We start from the raw sequence: 20,609 nt of genomic DNA, 5'->3' as shown, positions 1-20,609 counted from the left end.
CGTGATTTTTTATGCAAAATTATCTCAAAACAAGCGCGATTATATAACTTTAATTTCCAAAAAGCAATGCTTTTTAAGAAAATTTTTTACGAATTTTTTGACAAGATTTTTTTAAAACTACTTAAATTTTTTCAACGACTTTTGCAATATTTCACAAGCTAAAATCTAGTGCCAGATTTTTGCCCTAAAATGCGTTTTTTGTGTCTTGGAGATGCCGATAAAACAAAGTGGCGTGCGAGTTTGCTTGGCTTTGCGCGCTAGGGCTAGTTTATCTTTTGGCGAGATGGCAAAAAGCATTTCATATTCTTCGCCACTTTGATAGGCATTTTTTTGCAGGATTTTAGGTAGGATAATGCAGGATTTTATGGGTTTTGTAGTTGCTAATTTGTCGCTTTTTTTAATATTTTTTGCAGATTTTGTAGTGTTGGCTAAGCAAAATCCTAGATGATTTAGCGCGCTTAATCGGTTTAGTTCGGCATACACGCCATCAGATATGTCAAGCCCGCAATGCGCAAAATTTGCGATAGATTTGACAAAGTTTGCCCGAAGTGTGGGGGATACAAAGCGAGAAAATCGCTTAGATTTTGCGCTAATTTTTATTTGCCCTCTGCCCTGCCCTAAGCGTTTTTTACTATCATTTTGGCTTTTTAGCGTAGTTTGTTTTTGTAAAAATCGCAATGATTTTAAGCACTCCCCTACCCTGCCCGTGCAAAAGATTAAATCGCCTTTTTTTAAGCCTTTGCGCGTTAGGATTTTCCCCTGCAAAATCCCAAAAAGCGTGATATGAAAATCTAGCCTATCCCCGCTCATCGTATCTCCGCCGATAAATACTATGCCAAAATCTTTTGCCACATTGCTTAGCGCGGTTGTGATTTTTGCCACTTCATTTGGGCTAAGATTTGGCAGGACAACGCTGCATAGCGCGTATTTTGGGCGTGCGTTCATCGCTATGATGTCTGAGATATTTACAAGCATTGCTTTTGTAGCGATTTGCTCCAAGCTAAGCCATTCTCTTTTAAAATGGATTCCCTCGCAAAATCCGTCATTTGAGATGATAAACTCACTTGCAAAATCTACAATGCTAGCAAATCTTGTTTGGTTAGCAAAACTATTTTTTGCAAAATCTACTCCGCTAGATTTTGTGCTAGATTTTATATTGGACTTTATGTTAGATTTTGATTTTAGCGATACCCCGTCATCTCCCACGCCTTTTAGCACATTGCTAGAATGCAAAAGTCGCAAAAATAGTGATTCTTTATCAAAACTCATTTAGATTTTACTTTATACAAGATTTTGGTTTTAGGATTCTAGCGAAGCGATAGTATCACCTTGCTTAACTTTTGTGCCTATCTGTGAGTGCAAAATTAGCCCTTGTGCGATAAGCACGATAGTAGAACCCATCATAAATGTCCCTAATTCCTCGCCTTTTTTGACTTCTATGGGGGGATTGTAGCGATAGATTTCTTTTGCGTTTGGCGTGGCATTTGTGTTTATTTTTGGCTCAAAATGAAAAATCATTTTGCCGACATTTAGCGCACCTACGGCGACATAATACAGCCTTTGCCCGCGCAAATCCTCTGCCACCACCACCACTCGTTCGTTTTGTATAAAAAGATTTTGGTTTTTGCGCAAAGATGGGGGATTGACAGGCAAAAGCACGCCTCCAAAATATCGCACTTCTAAAATCCTCATATCACAAGGCGCGTGATAGTGATGATAATCGCTAGGGGATAAATATAGATTGATAAAACTAAGGGGTTTTGCAGAATCTAGCGCGATTAGGTTTGTAGCATTTTCGCCCAAAAACTCATCTATGGAATAGGACATTCCTTTGATTTGCAGGGCTTTTAGCGCGCTATCCTCCACAAAGATTTTGCCCTGCTCCATTATCACGCTATCGCTTGGGGAAATGAGCGTTTTTGTATCTGTGTCAAAACTGCGTGGCTTTGTCAAATAGCGCGTAAAAAGTGCATTTAGCGTGGGGTAAGTATGCGCAGGGGCAAAATCGCTTAAATCAATGTGAAAAATCCGCACATACACGGAATTTACAATGACTTGAAAAAAGCGCGGAAATGGATAGTTTGCAAATTTGCCAAAAAGCAGGGATAATTTGTTGCTTAGGGCGTGATTTGTAGCGGATTTTGCGGTGATTTTTGTATTGTTTTGCGCGTTTTTTTGCGTGTTGTTTTGTGCGTCATTTTGCGCATTATTTTGTGTGTGGATTTTTGTGTCTTGTGGCTGATTTTGTGGCATTTGCTATCCTTTGTGTTGGGGTGTGGATTTTTGTTTAGATTTTGACTAGTTTTTGTGTTTTAGCCCACATTTATATTTTTATTTTTGTTTGCTTTTTTAGCCACATTTGGTTTTGGACGAATTTTTGGGCTAGATTTTGGGGTGGTTTTTTTGATAGATTTTTTGCTAGATTGCGCGCTAGATTTTTGGCTAGAATCTAGCGTTTTGCCAGTAGAATCCATACTAGATTTTAGATTATGATTTTTTATAGATTCTGCAAGATATGGTTTCCAAATAGGCGTTTCAAAAATATCGGGCGCATTTAGTAGCTCTTCAAAAGGTCTAAAATGCTCTTTATATCCCATACTATAATGATTTTTTATCCAATATCCCGGATAAAAATACACAAGATTTTTGCGCTTTGCGATTAGTAGTTGGGTCAAAATATTAAAAGTGCCAAGACTAAGATGCGCAAAATTATGGTCATAAAAAAAATAGGTCGAAGAAATGCAATTTCCTAGCAAGTCAAAATACCCAACGCCCACTAGATTCCCATTTATGCGATAGGTGATTTCATACCCAAAACTATTGTAACCATAGACAAAATTATCACTATATATTTCTTTTGTGATTCCCCGATAGCTCCAGCCTTTTTTGACATTCATCGCTTTGTGATAGCTTTCATACAAAGCCAAACGCTCATCATCGACACTTGGACGCGTGATAGTGATAAGCGTGTCGGTATTTTTTGCGATTATTCGTTTTTGGGATTTGTTGGGGTCAAATCTGCTTACAAGCTGTCGAATCGAAATGCACTCCCTACACCCCGCACAAATTGGCACAAAAAAATACTCTCCAAACCGCCTCCAGCCTCGCTCGATTAGCCCCTGACAAAATTCACTCGTGCAATTTTGAATATAAAAATATCGAAAATGTGCGCATCTATCGCCAAAATAACTGCAAGTTTCTTTTGGGTTAGAGAAAAATTCTGCGATTTGTAACAAGAAAAAGCCTTATAAATTTATTTTGCAATTTTTATGTTTTTTATACATTTATTTCATACATTTATTTTGTGCTAGGGGAGCTGATATTTGCAAGTTTTAGGGTAAATTCTACCTCGCCACGCCCGATACGAAGCTGCTTTGCGATAGAATCGATACTAAAACCTGTTTGAAACATTTCAACGATTTTTTTCTCATCTATATCGCCACCGCCACTTGTGAAATGCCCGTATTCTTTTAGTTTGTTTTCTAAGCTAATGATTTTTTCATCATAATGGCTTTTTAGCATATCTATGTCTTTGTCTAGCTCATTTACTTTTTTGCTCATAGATGTGATTTTTTCTTGCAAAGAGGTTTTTACATTTTCGCCTGCTAGCGTGCCTATGCCACTATCTGTGGCGTTTAGAAAATCTATTTTATTACCCTCTTGCTCAAATTTTTCCACACCTTTTTGGGTTTTGTAAATCTCTTTTGCAAGGCTTGTAAGCGCGCCTTCAAACCTTTGCAATCGTTTGTTTGTATCCCTATCTTTTGCCACCACATAGACAAACAAACACACCACGCAAAATCCAACGCCAACAAGGCAGAAAAACAACATTTCCTTATCTATCGCTGCTAACATTTTTTATCCTTTGCTTTTCTAAGTTGCTCCATCTCTTTAGAAGCTATAAAGTTATCTAGCGCGCTCACATCGCTAGAATGTATGGAGGTAAATTTTAAGATTTGTGGGCTTAGGGATTTTGCATATACGCCAATCGTCCTTTGCAAAATATTTGGCAAGACAAACCTAGCATAATAATCCTCCCCTACCCCAAAGCACTCTTCCTTGCAGCATATCACTCCGTGTCCAAATGCTGCAATGCTAGCTTTGCACTCTAATGCCACAAATTCATCGCTTGTTTTCATCACTACGCGCTCTATCCTTGATACTTTTTGGTAAATCTGTGATAAAAGCTCGATAATCATCGCATTTGTGCTATCGCCCTCTTTATGCAAATAGCTCATCGCTTGGCTTATAGTGTTGCTACCCTGCTCGCCTAGTATTTGGTATTCTTTTGCGATTTTTTCGGCATTTGGATTATCTAGGCTTTTTAGTGGGGCGTATTCTAGCTCCAATGCGCAGGGCACGATTCTAGTTTGAATCCCTAGCGATTGCGTGGTTTTGATAAAATATTCTTTTAGATTTTGAGTTTGGCTGGTGTTTGTAGTTTGGCTCATTTGGCTAGATTCTCGCTTATCGTTTTTTGGTTTGCTAATGCGTGCTAATGCGTGGATTTTGGTTGATTAAAGCGCGAAACAAATTGAAACAAAGTTAGGATTTTAGCATTTTTTGTGAAATAACAATGCAACAATATTTATTCGCAAAAATATTTATGGCAGTAAAATTATCCAAAATCTAATCCCAATCTAATCCCAAAAGCTAAGTGCCTCTTGCAAAATCTCTTTTGCGCCCTGCGCTATCATTTTTTGTGCTAGCTCTCTTGCCATCGCATTTGCTAGATTTTGGTTGGCTTGTAGATTCTCTTTTTGCAGAAGTGTTTGTGGCTGTGCGTTTGGCAAAATCTCTTTTTTAGATTGCGCAGATTTTGTGGTTTTGATAGATTCTGTGGATTGCGCACTTTTTGGAGGGCAAATCTCATTTGTAATGAGCTGTTTTTGGATAGATTCTTTTAAGATTTTTTCCCCATTTGGCAGTCCTACTATCGCATTTATTTTTATCGTGGCTTGCGTATTTGTCGCATTTTGCTTTGTGCTAGGTTTTATGATTTTGCAATGCACGCCGATAGGCACTTGACACCCCCCATCTAGCACCCGCACAAACTCCATCTCCGCACCCGCACAAATCTGTGCCTCATCATCGCTTAGGGATTTTAGGACGGATATGAGGTTTGGATTATCATTTTTGCACTCTATGCCAAGACAAGCCTGCCCCATAGCAGGGATTATCTCATCGACTTCAAATGGCGTTATATACGCGACTTGCTCATTTGTTATGCCAAGCCTTTTTAGCCCAGCGGCGGCTAGCATTATGGCGTGAAAATCGCCAGATTCTAGTTTTTTTAGCCTTGTTTGGAGGTTTCCCCTTAGTGATAATGTCTCTAAATCAGGGCGTTTGAACAAAATCTGCATAGCCCTGCGCAAAGAAGTTGTGCCGATTTTTGCCCCCTTTGGCAGAGAATCTAAACTAGCATACTTATGGCTTAGTAGGCAATCACGCACATCTTCTCTCTTTGTTATGCTAGCTAGCATTAGCCCATTTGGCAATTCCACAGGCACATCTTTTAGCGAATGCACGGCTAAATCAATCTCACCTTTTAACAAAAGCTCTTCTAATTCTTTGGTAAAAAGTCCCTTGCCACCGATTTTGGCAAGCGGGACTTCTAGGATTTTATCCCCCTTAGTTTTTACGATTTGCAAAGTAGATTTTATGCCTAGTTCATTTTTTAGTCGCGCTTGTATGTGGTGGGCTTGCCATAGAGCTAGCGCGCTTCCACGCGTGCCTATGATTAGATTTTGCTTTTTTAGCGCGCATAAATTGTGCTTGCACGCATTGTTTTTAGCCATTTCTCTAGCCATTTTTATCCTTATTTTTTATCGTTTTTTGTGCTATTTTTGCGTTTTTTGCGTTGGATAGAGGATTTTTGCTTATCATTTTCTTCAATGATTTCCACCTCGATAATATCATCATCGCTAATGTTACTATGCTTTGTCTTGGTGTCAAAATCAAATGTTTCATACTCACTATGTTGGCGATTTTGCCTATGTCGCAAATCCCTTGTAAAGTCGCTATCAAGCGGTTTTGGCTGTATCAAAAAGCTAGCCAAAATGCAAATTACCCCCGCGCTATCGCCAGCCAACCCGGGCAAAATCAGCAAAATCGCGCCCAAATAAAAAAGCATATTGCTTTTTAGCAAATCCAAAATCCGCCCCTCATACATAAAATAAATAATGTCATTTAGCGAGGCACTAAGCGAGCGCGTGCGCGAAGACCAAAGCCATAGCCCCAAAAACCCACTCCCCACAATCTCTAAAAAAAGGCTAAAAAATCCAAGTGTGCTTGCCCACAGGCTAAAGCTAAGTAGTTCTAGGGCAATGTAGCCGATAATGATAAGTGTTGGCATTTGCTCCCCTTTTTGTGATGTGTTTCATTTGTGATTTATGTCTTGCAAAAGTGATTCCATTTAGTTTGTCATTTTTGCAATCTCAAAATCTAAAAAATCTAAAAAATCTAAAATCCCTTATTTTAGGCGTTATTTGATGATTTTTAGCACTCGCTCCAATACACTGCTAGAATCTATCTCGCTTTTTTGCAAACCATCTCTTTTGATGATTTCTACGCGATTTGATTCTAGCCCCTTGCCGACAATCAAAGCAAAATTTGCACTCCCCATAAGCTCAAAATCTGCCATTTTCGCGCCAAATCGCAAATCCCTATCATCTAAAGCCACTTCTACGCCCACTTGTTTTAGACTCTCATAAAGCGTGAGAGCAAAATCATATTGGATTTTGTCTTTGATATTTGCGATAATGATTTGCAAGGCAAAAGGCGCGACTGCCCTACTCCACACACAGCCTTTTTCATCTGCTTTTTGCTCCAAAATCGCGCTTAAAATCCTGCTAATGCCTATGCCATAACACCCCATAATAAAGGGCTTTTCTCTGCCATTTTCATCTAAAAACTTCGCTTGCAGGGGGGCAGAGTATTTATCCCCTAGCTTAAAAATATGCCCTACTTCAATGCCTTTTTTGTGAATGATTTTGCCACCACAATCTGCGCAAATATCCCCCTCTTTTACCACTGCCAAATCCGCAAAAACAAGATTTTCAAATGTATCCAAATCCACCCCCACAAAATGCTTTTCCCTCTCATTTGCACCGCAAATCATATCATCTGCGCCATTTAAGTCATTATCAAAAATAATCGCCCTCTCCCCGATGATAGCGCGCAAAGAATACGCACCGATACTCCCTGCTATAAGCCCTATATTTTCTAGCTCACCCTCACTTGCATCAAGCAATTCTAACGCATTAAATCCATTTGCATTTAGCGCGTTTAGGGCTTTTATTTCTTCTAGCTCATCATCGCCACGCAAGAAAAACACAGCAAAATCCTCTTGCAAAATCGCAGGATTTTGGGCTAGATTTTGGTTTGAATATTGATTTTGGGCAGAATCTTTTTTTGTTGATTGCGTGGATTTTGTGCTTGTGGATTCTAGGTTGCAAGGTTTTTTGGTGTATTTTTTTACCACCGCTTTGATGGTAAAAAAAGGATTGATATGAAAAAACGCGCATAAATCGCTAATGCTTTTTACATTTGGCGTAGAAAATTTCGCAAAATCCGCTTTTGGTGGCAGGATTTCATTTCCATTTTCATCACGCGGAGGCAGTCTTTTTGCCCGCCTTGCTACTTCTAGGTTTGCTGCATATTCGCAGTTTTTGCACACTGCTAGCGTGTCTTCCCCGCTACTTGCTAGCACCATAAACTCTTTACTCCCGCTCCCACCTATCGCCCCGCTATCTGCCTCCACACAGCGAAAATCTAGCCCCAAATCGCTAAAAATCGCACTATATGTTTTATACATAAGGTCAAATTCCCTATCCAAATCCGCGCTATTTGCGTGAAAACTATATCCATCTTTCATTATAAATTCTCTCGTGCGAAGTAGCCCAAATCTAGGTCGAAGCTCATCGCGAAATTTTAGCTGGATTTGGTAGAGATTTAGCGGGAGGGATTTGTATGATTTTATGTAGGTTTTTGCTAGCTCGGTTATGCTCTCTTCGTGCGTGGGGGCTAGCAAAAATGGCGTGTTTTTTCTATCACTAAATCGCAAAAGCTCTTTGCCATAGTTTTGACTTCGCCCGCTTTTTTGCCATAGTTCCTCAGGCGTTACAAAACTTAGCAAGACTTCTTGCGCACCTGCTTCCCCTAGCCTATTTCGCACGATTTGGCTGATTTTTTCTAGGACGATTTTGCCTAATGGCAAAAAATTATAGATTCCGCTTCCTATTTGGTGGATATAGCCCGCTCGCACAAGGTATTGATGACTTTTTAAAATCGCGTCTTTTGGGGATTCTTTGCTAGTTGGGAGTAGCATTTTTGAAAAAAGCATTTATGTCCTTTTGGTTAGATTTTGCAAAATTAAACACATTTTGCGCATTTTGATACGCGTTTAAGGCGTAGAAGTCGTGTCATATTCGCATTTGTAGCGATTGATAAAATCCGCTCTTTTGGGTTTTGTAGATTCTTTTGCCTCTTTTGCCTTTTTTGTTTCTTTGGTTTTTTGCAAATCGTTAGATTTTGCATTTTGCTTTGTGCCAAAAAATTCATTTGCTTTTGATTCTATCGTTTCTCTTGTTTGATTTTTGTTATGATTTTTTTCTCTTGCTTCTTTTTTGCTTGGTGGCACTTCTTCAAATACCCTTTTTGTCGCATCAATGATACTATCGCCCTCTTGGGTGTTTGCTAGTTCTTTTAGCATTAGCGTGGGGTTATGCAAAAACACATTAAACGCATTGTGCAAGATGATTTTGACTTCGTTTTCTAATTCCTGTGGCAAGTAGCCTTTTTTGATAGCCCTTTGTAGCTCTTGTAGGCTTGCAAGTTTGGCATTTTCTCTCATTGTCTTAATGAGTGGCAACACATCAAAGCTCTGCACCCACGAAAAGTATTCCCCCACAGCATTGCCGATAATCGCATAGGCTTGGTGGGCTTGGATTTTTTTGCCGACTAGATTTTCATCTATGGTTTTTTTCAAATCATCTACGCAAAAAATATGCAAATCTTTTGGGATTTTTGCCACCTCGATATTTCTAGGCACAGACAAATCAAACCACGCTCGCTTAAAATCCCTAGATTTTGCCTCTTTGATAATCGCCCTGCTAGCCCCCGTAGCACAAAATACAAGCGTAAAATCATCAAGCGTGGATTTTAGGCTTTTGTAATCCAAAAGCGTGATATTGCTAATATCTTTGCCCTCTTCTTGCAGTTCGCAGAGGAAATTGCTAGCGTTTGAAAGCGTGCGATTGGCAAAGGCGATAGAAATCCTAGAATCTAGCAAATGCCTAATCACAAGTTTGCCCATCTCCCCTGCGCCGATGATAAGCGCGCTTATTTGCGGATTTTGCGCTAGATTTTGTGAAAAATTTTGCGTTAGATTTTGCGTGAGTTTTTGTGCTAAAAGTTTTTTGCTAGATTCTGTGTTTTTGGTAGAATTTTTTGTTTTATGGATAAATTCTAACGCCCTTTTTACCGCCACAGACGCCACAGATAGCGGTGTTTTGCCGATATGGGTTTGGCTTCTTACCTTCCCGCCACAGCGAAATGCAAAATGCGCTAAACGCGTGATTTCCTGCCCGCATACGCCCAAATCATAGCACAGTTTATACGCGCTTTTGATTTGTCCTACGATTTGTGTCTCGCCTATGACTACGCTATCTAGCCCGCTTACCACGCTAAAAAGATGATGCAGGGCTTCGGCATTTTGTGCGATTTTGCAGTGTTTTTCTAGCTCTTTTAGCGGGATTTTACGCGACAGCGCAAAGCTATCAAGCACCGCTGTTATGCACTCTTCGGGGCTATGCGTGATGATATAAAACTCCACGCGATTGCAAGTGCTAAGCAAAAGGATTTCTTTTAGGCTTGGCACTTTTGATTTTAGAGTTAATAAAAAATCTTGTATCGAGCCTTTTTTGTAGTGATTTTGGGCTATGGGGCTAGATTTATCGCTATTATTTTGCAAAAAACTACTTTGCACACTCTGCAGACTCTGCACGCTTGGCATAAAATCGCGTTGAGGAAATGCGAGCTTTTCGCGCAAATCTATGGGGGTATTTTTGTGCGAAAAACTTAGGGCTAGATATTGCACTTGCATCAAAACCTCCTATCTATCATTGAAGTTGCGATTTGCTCTAGCGTGGGATTTTGCTCATCTTTTATCGCATTTAGGGCTTCTGCGATAAAATCCTGTGCGATTTTTTGGGTTTTTTCTATGATTTTATATGTGTCAAATGATTTCTTAAACCACTCTATCGCCACGCTATCTCTCTTATAAAAATGCGATAAAAACTCCTCTTTTTTGGCAAAATCTTTTGTCAAATCTATTTCATCATAAAGCAAAATATAAGGCAAAGTGCTTTTTCCCTCACGCAAATCATTCATACTTGGCTTGCCCAAAGTCGCTTCATCTTGGGTAATATCTAGCAAATCATCAACGATTTGAAACGCTAGCCCCAAATTTTTGCCATACTCATAATATTTAAGAGAATCTAGCCCAGCCAAAATCGCGCTAGATTCCGCACTTGAAGCGATTAAAGAGGCGGTTTTATCCTCCAAAATCTTATAATATACTTCTAAGCTAGGCTGAAATTCGCTTGAGTAAAGCACATCATCTATCTCCCCTCTTGATAGCGCACATACGGCATTTGATACGCTTTTGGCAATGCTTAAAGGAAAATCTGCCAAATGAAAATACGCCTTTGAATACAGCACATCGCCTAGCATAATGGCGTTTTTGTTGCCAAAAGTGGCATTGACGCTTGGCACACCTCTGCGCGTCTTTGCCTCATCGATGACATCATCGTGCAACAAAGACGCGCACTGCACAAGCTCAATAACCGCACATAAATCAATAGCAGATTCTAAAATGTTGCTAGATTTTGTAGGATTTGTAGATTTTGGATTTGAGAGTCTTTGCCCTAAAATGGCAAATATTAGCTTGCTTCGTAGCATTTTGCCAGATTTTATAGCTGAGTAGATTTTGTCAATATTTGGGCTTTTTAGGCTAGCTATCCACTCATCACAGCGCGATTGTATCAATGGCAAAAAATCATCGGCTAGGATTTTGGTTAAATCTTGCCTATTTTGTGCGTGTGGATTTTGTAGTTTTTGTGTGTGATGTGTATTTGTCGCACTTGCCATTGTCTCTCCTTAGAAATTTCTTAAAACTCCCTAGAAATGCTACCTAAAAACACCAAAGGATTTTACCTTTATTTTGCTTTGTGTTTTCTTTAAGATAATGCGATATTTTTTAAGCCTTTGTTATTAGCTATGCTAGCTCAAAGTTTTTTCCTAACTCCCGCTTTTTATTTTTTGGGGATATAGCACGCCTAGCCACAGGGTCGCTTCCTTGCTTTCATAGTCGTATTTTAAAAAACTTAAAAACACTTCTATATCGCGAATATCCCCTGCCCTAGATAGCGGAATCTTAAAACTTTTTCGCGCATAATCTGTGTAGAGGATAAATTGATATGGGAATTTATCGTATTTTAGATTTACCACAAGTCCGTAGTTTTTATACAATGTCCAATAAAATTTTAGCTCTTTTTGCACCCCTGCGATTTGAAAACTTTTTTGATAGATTTCATCTTTTTTTAGCACTAGATTTTCCTCATAGTCCCACACAGGCTGTGCTCCATTTAGCCAAGAATGCGTAGCAAGTAGCAAAAAGCAAAATCCAAAAATCACAAAACGGCGCATAAAACCCCCTACTAAAATCTACTCATTTTCACTCAAAATCTTCGCACTAGAATCAATAGCAATATCGCGTTTTTTTGCTTCTATGGCTTCTTTGTGCGTATGCAAAAACTTGCGCAAATCTCCGCCATTTTCCTCATACGCTAGCTCATAAACCGCAAGCATTTCTAGCATTCTTTCTAGCTCTTTTTGCGCAAGCGTAGGCGAGGCGTTTAGGATTATTTCGCACCATTTTTTGATAGGGTCGCCTTGCAATACTTCTAGCCCATTATCTAGCTCTTCCCACATTTTTTATCCTTTATTTTGGTTTTTGTGTTAGCTTGCAAAATATTTTTGGATTATATCCAAAATCTTTTTTAGATTTTATGTTTAGATTTTGCGCTATTTTTAGATTTTACTTTAAGATTTTATTCGTGCAAGCACCGCTTTTGCGTGCGCGTGCAAATCCTCTAGCTCTGCTAAATGCGCACAAGGTGCGCCAAGTGTGTTTATCGCTTCTTTTGAAAAATAAATCACCGAGCTTTTTTTCATAAAATGCTCCACGCCTAAGGGAGAAAAAAATCTAGCACTGCCACCTGTAGGCAAAGTGTGGTTTGGTCCTGCTAAGTAGTCCCCTATGGGTTCTGGCGTATTTGTGCCTAAAAAAATCGCTCCCGCATTTTTGATACTTGGCAATAGCTCAAAAGGGCTTGCCACCATTAGCTCTAAATGCTCTGGGGCAAGGGCGTTGCAATGCTCCACGCATTGCGCTATGTCGTTACAAATGATAATCGCGCCACGATTGTCAATGCTAGATTTTGCTATGGCTTTTTTTGGCAACGACTCTAAAATCTGCTCTACTTTTTGGCTTACGATGTTGGCTAGATTTTCATCAGGGGTAAAAAGAAAAGAGCTAGCCATCTCATCGTGCTCGGCTTGGGATAGCAAATCGTGCGCTAGATACTCCGCATTTGCGCTAGAATCCGCGATGATAGCGATCTCGCTAGGTCCAGCTATCATATCTATGCCCACTTCGCCAAAGACTAGCTTTTTGGCGGTGGCGACATAGATATTTCCCGGTCCTGTGATAACATCGGCTTTTTTTATGCTTGGATTTTGCGCGCTAGATTTTATGCCATACGCCATTAGCCCCACTGCGCTTGCACCGCCGACTTTGTAGATTTCTTTTATGTTGCAAATATGCAATGCGGCTAAAAGCAGTGAATTTGTCTGCTTTAGCGGTGTGGGCGTGCAAACAACGATAGATTCCACGCCTGCTACGATTGCTGGAATCGCATTCATCAAAAGTGAGCTAGGATAGCTAGCTTTGCCCCCCGGGATATATAGCCCCGCACGCTCCACAGGGCTATATTTTGCGCCTAGCACACTGCCATTTGCCTCAAAATCAAGCCACGATTGCTTTTTTTCTTTTGAATGAAAAGCATAGATTCTCTCATAAGCGATATGCAAAGCCTCTTTTGTGCGTTTATCTAGCGAGTTATACGCATCTTGGCATTCTTTTGGTGTGATTTGCAAATCCTCCAAACTTTTAGGATTCCATTTATCAAATCTCTCTACTTGCGATAATAGCGCGCTAAGCCCATTTTCTCTCACTTCGTGCAGGATAGATTCTACTTTTGGGGTTACTTCGCTTATATCCTCGCTTCCGCGCAAAAGGATTTTATCAAACTCTGTTTCAAAATCTTTTTGTGTATGTTTCAAAATCTTTATCATTGTTTTTACCTCACTTTTGTTTGTTGTAGCATTTGCCACTTTTTGCCACGCTATTTGCCCTGCCAAATGCGTATTTATGATTTTTTGTAAAAGTCGCAATTATAGCATAATTGCCAAAATGGCTTAAAGATTTTCGCTTTTATGGTATGATTCCCCACATTAAAAATAAAAAATTTAGATTATTTTTATCGCCAAAAATATCACTAAATTTTCTCTAAAAAAGGAGCCCAAATGGAGCAAGTAGCAGGCATTTCATTTATGCAGCAAGTAAAGACGGTCAAAGATATTAGCCTAAAAAATAAGCGGATTTTGATTCGCGTGGATTTTAATGTGCCGATGGACGAGGAATTTGACATTAGCGATGATACGCGCATAAGAGAGGCATTGCCTACGATAAATTATTGCGTGGATAATGAACCAAAATGTATCGTGCTTGTAAGCCATCTAGGGCGTCCCAAAGGCAAACAAGCAGAATTTTCGCTAAAACATATTTTAAAAAGATTAGAGAGATTGCTAGATAAAAATGTGGTTTTTGCGGATTCTATCGAGTCGCTTGCTTCTTTGCAAGAACAAGCAGAGGAAGGGAGCATTATATTGCTAGAAAATATTAGATTTTATGAGGGGGAAGAAAAAAATAGCGATGAGCTAAGCAAATCTTTGGCAAGCCATTGCGATGTGTTTGTAAATGATGCGTTTGGCACGAGCCACAGGGCGCATTCTAGCACTTATGGGGTTAGCAAATTTGTCAAAGAAAAAGTGGCAGGGCTTTTGCTAAAAAAAGAAATAGATTCGTTTGCCAAAGCCCTAGCAAATCCGCTAAAACCCGTGCTACTAATCGTAGGCGGAAGCAAGGTAAGCTCAAAATTAGCCCTGCTAGAAAATATCTTATCCGTGGTGGATAAAATCATCATCGGTGGGGCTATGAGCAATACTTTTTTAGCCTCTCTTGGCTATGATATGGCGGATTCTATGGTGGAAAAAGATTTAATCAATGAAGCACAAAAAATCTTGCAAAAAGCTAAGGAAAAAAATGTCAAAATCTACTTGCCTGTCGATGTGGTAAGCACTGATGATATAAAATCTCACACAAATATCAAAATCACGCCCGCCCAAGATGTCCCGCAGGGCTACAAAGCCGTAGATATGGGACCTGCTAGCACGAAGCTTTTTAACGAAGTCATACAGGCAAGCCAGACAATAATATGGAATGGACCGCTTGGAATCTATGAGATTTCGCAATTTTCTCGCGGGACATTCAACCTTGCACACGCCATCGCTGAGACTTATGCGTTTTCGCTAATCGGCGGTGGGGATACCGCAGATGCGGTAGAAAAAGCGGGGGAGAGGGATAATATGAGCTTTATTTCCACAGGTGGTGGGGCTAGTTTAGAGTTGCTAGAGGGCAAGATTTTGCCTGCATTTGAAGTGCTAGATAAAAAATAAGCGGATTTTATGATGGCTAGGTTTAATGGAGGTTTTTTTAAGTTTTTTAAGTTTTTTAAGTTTTTTAAGGGTTTCAGTTTTTAAGATTTTTAAGGTTTTTAAGATTTTTAAGGTTTTTAAGGTTTTTTTTGGGGGGGGGGGTTTTAAAGATTTTTGAAATGTTTTTTAAAAATTTTTTGAAAAGGTTGCTATGAATTTACAGGGAGAGAATCTATTTTTTTTTTTTTTTTTCATTTTCTTTGTTATTGCGAAGCGTTGTATTTTAACTCAATGCGTGGCAATTCATAAGCAAAAAAAACATTGTCATACTGGGGTTTCGTAAGAAACCGAAGTATATCATCATTGCGAGCAACGACTCTACCTCTGTCATTGCGAGCGAACGCAGTGAGCGCGGCAATCTATAATTCCACCACTTCAGTCATTGCGAGAATCTAGGCTTTTTCACAAAAGCCTAGATTCGTGGCAATCCACAAAAAATTTTTGTCATACTTAGCGAGGCGAAGTAACTCAAAACTTCAAAAACTAAAACAGAGATATTTCGCGCTCAATATGACAAGCCAAAAACGAAGCCTCAATATGACAAAGAAACTTCCGTCATTGCAGAAAAAGGCTATACTTCTGTCATTGCGAGCGAACGCTAGTTGAGCATGGTAATCTACAATGTAATATAGACGAAGTAGATTGCCATGCGGATTTTGACAAATCCGCATGGCAATGACGGCAATGTAAATTCTCACAATGGCAGGATTTTCCCCTCCATTGTGGATTCGCACACTTCTTATTCCCTCTCCATTGCGGAGGGGGCTAGGGGGTGGGTTTCTTGTCATGCTGAGCGAAGCGAAGTATCTCAAAATACGCAAATAAACAGAGATATTTGGCGCTCACGCGCTCAATATGACAAAGAAACTTCCGTCATTGCGGACAATGACTCCACTTTCGTCATTGCGGACAAGGATTCTGCTTCCTCCATTGCAGACAAAGGCTATGCTTCCGTCATTGCGAGCGAACGCAGTGAGCGTGGCAATCTATATCCACAAAGCGCAAAACACGCTTTTTACAAACCCAATAAAGTAGATTGCCACGCATTAGATTCTGCAAAAATGCAGAATCTAATTGCTCGCAATGACGGCAATGCAAATTTGCCCCAATGATAAAAACACAACGGATTTTCATAAAAAACCACTTGTAGTTTTTCTCACAATGACAAAAATATTCCTACTACATTTTCCACATTTTGACAAAGTCGCAAAAATCTAACAATACAAAAAAATATTTCCGCCATATTTTTAACATTTTACTTTTACACCAAAATCCAACATTTTTTATATTCCTTTCCACATTCTCCACATTTTACACTTTTTTAATCCACCATATTCCACAATAATGTTTTATCAAAACTCCCTCATTTTTTGCCCATTTTTGTGCCGTTTTTTTTTTTTTGTAAAAATCACAAATTTTTTGCATTTTTTCACTATGTTTTCAAATATTTAAGGGTTGTTTAAGAAAGATTTAACTAACATTTACGCACTATTTACTTTTAGCAAAATCTAAAGGATTTTTGCGAAGTTTTTAGATGCAGGTTTGAAATGCGAGTTTTTTAACCCGAGTTTTTAAAAAGCAAGTTTTAAAACGCGAGTTTTTTAAATGCAAATTAAAACGCAGGATTTAAAAACAAATTTTGGCATAGATTTTTATGCCAATCTTGCTAAATCTTGCTAAACCTTGCAAATAAACCTTCAAAAAAAACTTTGTAGATTTTGGGGTAGATAGATAAAATCCAAAACCTTAAGGCTTTGACAATGCGTCAAAACCTAAGGCAAATCCTAAAGGGAGACACTATGAAAAACACACAGACAAACACACAAGGTGTAAAGCAAGTCGCGCTTAGCAAACACACAAGCGCAAAAACGAGAGAGAGAGAGAGAGAGAGAGAGTAACTCTGCGCTAAATCTTTCTAGCCCTCAATCGCTAAATCGCAAGACTCACAAAGAAACTTCTGTCATTACGAATAATGACTCTGCTTATACAAAAGCATTTTGTCATACTGAGCGCAAGCGAAGTATCTCTAAAATTCAAAACCCAAACAGAGATATTTCGGGTTTTGCCCTCAATATGACAAGCCAAAAAACGAAGCCTCAATATGACAAAGAAAATTCCGTCATTACGGACAATGATTCCACTTCCGTCATTGCGAGCGAACGCAGTGAGCGTGGCAATCTACAATGCAGAATAAGCAAAATAGATTGCCACGCATTAGATTCTGCAAAAATGCAGAATCTAATTGCTCGCAATGACGGTAATGCAAATTCTTTCAATGACAAGATTGCAAATTTTGCTAGCGCAAAATCTACCCACCCCCAAACCCCCTCCGCAAGGGAGGGGGCTTTAAGAGGCGTTGCCACTTTTGCAAGGGAGGGGGCTTATTTTGGATTGCCACGCGCAACAAGTTGCGCTCGCAATGACGGCGTTATTTCCCCCTCCCTTGCGGAGGGGGCTAGGGGGTGGGTATCTTGTCATACTGAGCGTAGCGAAGTATCTCAAAATGCGCAAATAAATAGAGATATTTCGGGCGCTGCCCTCAATATGACAAGCCAAAAAACGAAGTCTCAATATGACAAAGAAACTTCCGTCATTACGGACAATGACTCTACTTCCGTCATTGCGAGCGAACGCAGTGAGCGTGGCAATCCACACTACGATATAGACAAAGTAGATTGCCACGCATTAGATTCTGCAAAAATGCAGAATCTAATTGCTCGCAATGACGGCAATGTAAATTCTTTCAATGACAAAGTCGCAAATTCTCGCAATGACACCCACCCTCACCCAACGGGTTGCGAGGTGCTAGCCGAAGCAAAAACCCCATCCGCAAGGGAGGGGGCTTATTTTGGATTGCCACGCGCAACAAGTTGCGCTCGCAATGACAAGATTGCAAAATCTCACAAAAAAACTTCCGTCATTGCGAGCAAAAAGAGCGTAAGCGAATTTTTGCGTGGCAATCCACACTACGATATAAACAAAATAGATTGCCACGCAAATGCTGTCGCATTTGCTCGCAATGACGGCATTGTTTCCCCATCCCTTGCGGAGGGGGCTTATTTGGATTGCCACGCGGATTTTGTCAAATCCGCTCGCAATGACAAAAAAGCAACCCCAACGCCCAAAAAACGCCTAGCGTTGTCCCTAGCCACAAGTGCATTGTTAGCTGGTATCGCCCTAGATACTCTAGCGGCTGGCTGTCGTAGCACAGGATATAGAGATGAGGGGCGTATAGGGTATTGGACGACTAGTGCTTGTACGGGATACACTTCTTTGGCTGAGTTGCAGAGACAAAGCCTATCAAACACAGGCTATTGGCGAGATATGACGCTAACTCTTAGCGGTAGCACAGATGCTGGCTCTGTCTCTTATACTCTTGGGCAAGCATATTTTACAGGAAGAGCGTGGTGGCAAAGCACACAGACATTCCCAAATGAATCCACTAGACGCACGCTAAAGTTTGAAAACTTTGATGCACCAAATACGAGCTTTTCCCTCACTCAAGTCAAAGCCATCGCAACCGTATCAGTAAGTAGCTCTAGACTAAAATCCCTAGAGCTAAAATCTGGCACATTTCAAGGGCTAGCTATCACAAATGGTTCTCTCATAGACTCCCTCACCATAGGTGGCACGATAAACGCTACAAATGCAGGCACAGACAGGGATACTGCTAGCATATCTATCCGCGATGGCTCTCTGGTAAATAACCTAAGCATAACAACAGGCACAGTAAGCGGCAACCTACAAATAGGTAATAGAGATGTCATAAATTCTGGCTTTATGACGAGTTTTAATGGAGTGAATGGAAAATTTACTACCGCAGATACAAACTACATCGCCCTGCTAAATGCCTCTATCACCATAGATGGCGATGCAGCTAGCTGGAATGGAGGCTCAGTAGCTGGGCAACATATCTTAGGTGGTGAAAATGTCATCGGTATCGCGGATAACTCTATCACCATAAATGCTGGGGAAAATATCCAGCCAAATGAAATCTATGAGTATAAAAATATCGTAAAAAATGCGAAGAGTGGCAATGGCAGTGGCGAGCAAGGTAGCTTTGAATCTAGGCTAGGCTATCGCCACTTAGTCGCTTCCACAGGGCTTCAGCTAAAGCATGTGGAGCGAGATGGCAAAAAAGGTATCGTCCTAGTAGCTGATGTGGCTGATAGCTATGGGGCAAATGTCTTTCGCGCACTCACGCTATCTAGCTTGCGCAGGACGGTAAATACCCAAAATATCCTAGATACGATGACTACAAAGACTTTCCATAGCGATAGGTATTACAATCAAGAAGTAGAGCTACGGCTATTGCAATATGATATGTCTCGTCTAACAAATCGCTCTAGCAAATTTGCCAAAAACACACGCAAAAATCAAAAAAAGCTAGACAAAACGCGTGAGAAAATCGCTAAGCTAACTTTAGAGCAAAGCAAGGGGCAAAATCTAGACAAAGGCTATAATAACTTTGAAGTCATCGACCAACTAGATGCGATATTTATCCCTTACACTGGGAGGCGTGATTGGCGTTTCTTTGCTGTGCCTTATGCCACACATAGCTATGTGGATTTAGGCACTAGCAATGCACAAGAATACGCAGGTGGCGCACTCTTTGGTATGCAAAGAAATCTTAGAGCAGCAGGGATTTTTGGTGGATTTTTGGGATATGAGTTTGTAAATACGGATACGACTTTGCGAGGCAATATCGATACGCGTATCCAAAACAATAGCTTGCAAGCGGGGCTGAATTATTTTAAAACCTTTTCTATCCCTGGCAAAGTGATGGAAGGCTTTATCAAAGCTAGCATAAGAGGTGGGGTAGATATGCCAACCTTTACCGCCAAAACAGGTTCGTGGGAGCTGAAGCTAAAATCCGCTGACAAAAACGCAATCCCGCTAATATACAATGTCGGCGCGGAAGTCAAAGGTGGGGTTACATTTTATCAGTTTAAGCGCAATAGCTATGTAAGCCCTGAAGTATCTCTAAGCTATGATATGCTAGCCTCAAACAACACAAGGATAACAAAGCCTGAAGCATATCTAGCTAATACCAAATATCGCCCGCTTGGAGCTGATGAGAGATATGATGCGTTTTATTGGCATCTGCCTCAACTAGGCGTGCATGTGCGCTACTACAAAATGTATGGCAATAAATTCCGCACGAATTTCAAAGCTGGCGTAAAGTATAATATGCTAAATAAGCAAGAAACCAACTTTAGAATTGGTAATTTGCCAGATAAGGGGCAAATCACTCTGCCTGCGGTGTATGGGAATCTAGGGTTTGATCTAATATGGATGATAAAGAAAAACCACGAGCTAAGTTTCGGCTATGATGGGCTTTTCTATGCTTCTAGCTTCGCCAAAGAGAGAGATGCTACGAGTAAAAATGTCGCTACAAGTGATTGGTTTAACGGCGTAACGACAAATCTAAACTTCAAATACGCGTATTGGTTTGGCGGGAGCGACTATGTAACCGACAAAGACGGCAACGCCGTAGCTAGAAGCATAGCCGAAGGTGGCAAGAAAAAATCTAAGTCCAAAAAATCAAAGAAAAAGAAAGAAAAGAAGTCTAAGAAAAAGGTTTATTACATTGATGGGTAAGTCTTTGGTTTGGGCTTGATTTTATGGGGGGTAAATCTTGGGCTTTTTAGAGAGGGGCTTAGGATTGTTGACCGATTAGGCTTAGATTTGGTTTAGGCTTATTTGGA

18 protein-coding genes and 1 pseudogene are annotated in these 20,609 nt (G+C 40.2%); 5 read left to right on the top strand and 14 right to left on the bottom strand.

Annotated features, from left to right (window positions below; all coding sequences use genetic code 11):
* Positions 1-165: 165 nt before the first annotated feature.
* The 13 genes and pseudogenes from ACWIUO_RS11610 to hisD all read right to left on the bottom strand — a co-directional run bounded on the left by ACWIUO_RS11610 (position 166) and on the right by hisD (position 13,416).
* On the bottom strand, positions 166-1,269 hold the full coding sequence (locus ACWIUO_RS11610) for a thiamine-phosphate kinase (protein WP_454178051.1): 1,104 nt from the start codon (positions 1,267-1,269) through the stop codon (positions 166-168).
* Positions 1,270-1,299: 30 nt separating this feature from the next.
* Complete coding sequence (locus ACWIUO_RS11605; RefSeq protein WP_454178050.1) at positions 1,300-2,253, bottom strand: phosphatidylserine decarboxylase; 954 nt, start codon at positions 2,251-2,253, stop codon at positions 1,300-1,302.
* A gap of 59 nt (positions 2,254-2,312) precedes the next feature.
* Complete coding sequence (locus ACWIUO_RS11600; RefSeq protein ID WP_454178049.1) at positions 2,313-3,236, bottom strand: arginyltransferase; 924 nt, start codon at positions 3,234-3,236, stop codon at positions 2,313-2,315.
* A gap of 61 nt (positions 3,237-3,297) precedes the next feature.
* The gene (locus ACWIUO_RS11595) at positions 3,298-3,855 is read right to left on the bottom strand and encodes a DUF6115 domain-containing protein (protein ID WP_454178048.1); all 558 of its coding nucleotides are present in this window, start codon (positions 3,853-3,855) and stop codon (positions 3,298-3,300) included.
* On the bottom strand, positions 3,849-4,451 hold the full coding sequence (locus ACWIUO_RS11590; RefSeq protein ID WP_454178047.1) for a hypothetical protein: 603 nt from the start codon (positions 4,449-4,451) through the stop codon (positions 3,849-3,851). The genes ACWIUO_RS11595 and ACWIUO_RS11590 overlap by 7 nt, the downstream gene beginning before the upstream one ends.
* 327 nt (positions 4,452-4,778) lie before the next feature.
* Positions 4,779-5,798 (bottom strand): annotated as a pseudogene (gene hemC, locus ACWIUO_RS11585) (hydroxymethylbilane synthase); the annotation flags it as partial.
* A gap of 20 nt (positions 5,799-5,818) precedes the next feature.
* The gene (locus tag ACWIUO_RS11580) at positions 5,819-6,355 is read right to left on the bottom strand and encodes an FxsA family protein (protein ID WP_454178046.1); all 537 of its coding nucleotides are present in this window, start codon (positions 6,353-6,355) and stop codon (positions 5,819-5,821) included.
* A 129-nt stretch (positions 6,356-6,484) separates the two neighbouring features.
* Positions 6,485-8,344: a proline--tRNA ligase gene (locus ACWIUO_RS11575; protein ID WP_454178045.1), complete on the bottom strand. Its 1,860-nt coding sequence runs from the start codon at positions 8,342-8,344 to the stop codon at positions 6,485-6,487.
* 60 nt (positions 8,345-8,404) lie between these two features.
* Positions 8,405-10,105: a glutamyl-tRNA reductase gene (locus ACWIUO_RS11570; RefSeq protein WP_454178044.1), complete on the bottom strand. Its 1,701-nt coding sequence runs from the start codon at positions 10,103-10,105 to the stop codon at positions 8,405-8,407.
* Entirely contained in the window at positions 10,105-11,151 is a 1,047-nt protein-coding gene (locus ACWIUO_RS11565) for a polyprenyl synthetase family protein (RefSeq protein ID WP_454178043.1), read from the bottom strand. Before ACWIUO_RS11565 ends, ACWIUO_RS11570 begins: the two co-directional genes overlap by 1 nt.
* A 150-nt stretch (positions 11,152-11,301) precedes the next feature.
* A complete protein-coding gene (locus tag ACWIUO_RS11560; protein WP_454178042.1) occupies positions 11,302-11,709 on the bottom strand; it encodes a hypothetical protein in 408 nt (135 codons plus the stop codon).
* Between the two features lie 18 nt (positions 11,710-11,727).
* Positions 11,728-11,994, bottom strand: coding sequence for a DUF2018 family protein (locus ACWIUO_RS11555; protein ID WP_454178041.1), 267 nt, complete (start codon positions 11,992-11,994; stop codon positions 11,728-11,730).
* Positions 11,995-12,105: 111 nt separating this feature from the next.
* The gene (gene hisD, locus ACWIUO_RS11550) at positions 12,106-13,416 is read right to left on the bottom strand and encodes a histidinol dehydrogenase (protein WP_454178059.1); all 1,311 of its coding nucleotides are present in this window, start codon (positions 13,414-13,416) and stop codon (positions 12,106-12,108) included.
* 234 nt (positions 13,417-13,650) lie between these two features.
* Between hisD and ACWIUO_RS11545 the strand changes: the two genes are divergently transcribed.
* From ACWIUO_RS11545 to ACWIUO_RS11530, 4 genes are all read left to right on the top strand, one after another.
* Positions 13,651-14,862 carry a phosphoglycerate kinase gene (locus ACWIUO_RS11545; protein WP_454178040.1) on the top strand — a complete coding sequence of 404 codons (1,212 nt, stop codon included), beginning with the start codon at positions 13,651-13,653 and terminating at the stop codon, positions 14,860-14,862.
* 300 nt (positions 14,863-15,162) lie between these two features.
* On the top strand, positions 15,163-15,297 hold the full coding sequence (locus ACWIUO_RS11540) for a hypothetical protein (protein WP_454178039.1): 135 nt from the start codon (positions 15,163-15,165) through the stop codon (positions 15,295-15,297).
* 24 nt (positions 15,298-15,321) lie between these two features.
* Positions 15,322-15,507, top strand: coding sequence for a hypothetical protein (locus ACWIUO_RS11535; RefSeq protein WP_454178038.1), 186 nt, complete (start codon positions 15,322-15,324; stop codon positions 15,505-15,507).
* Positions 15,508-15,548: 41 nt separating this feature from the next.
* Positions 15,549-16,013, top strand: coding sequence for a hypothetical protein (locus ACWIUO_RS11530; RefSeq protein ID WP_454178037.1), 465 nt, complete (start codon positions 15,549-15,551; stop codon positions 16,011-16,013).
* A gap of 817 nt (positions 16,014-16,830) precedes the next feature.
* Here the strand turns inward: ACWIUO_RS11530 and ACWIUO_RS11525 are convergent.
* On the bottom strand, positions 16,831-16,986 hold the full coding sequence (locus ACWIUO_RS11525; protein ID WP_454178036.1) for a hypothetical protein: 156 nt from the start codon (positions 16,984-16,986) through the stop codon (positions 16,831-16,833).
* Between ACWIUO_RS11525 and ACWIUO_RS11520 the strand changes: the two genes are divergently transcribed.
* Entirely contained in the window at positions 16,975-20,502 is a 3,528-nt protein-coding gene (locus tag ACWIUO_RS11520; RefSeq protein WP_454178035.1) for a hypothetical protein, read from the top strand. The genes ACWIUO_RS11525 and ACWIUO_RS11520 overlap by 12 nt on opposite strands.
* The last annotated feature ends 107 nt before the right edge of the window (positions 20,503-20,609 follow it).

The organism is Helicobacter sp. T3_23-1056 (assembly GCF_053654535.1).
Note: the sequence above shows the minus strand (reverse complement) of the source record. Positions and strands in the feature narration are given on the sequence as shown.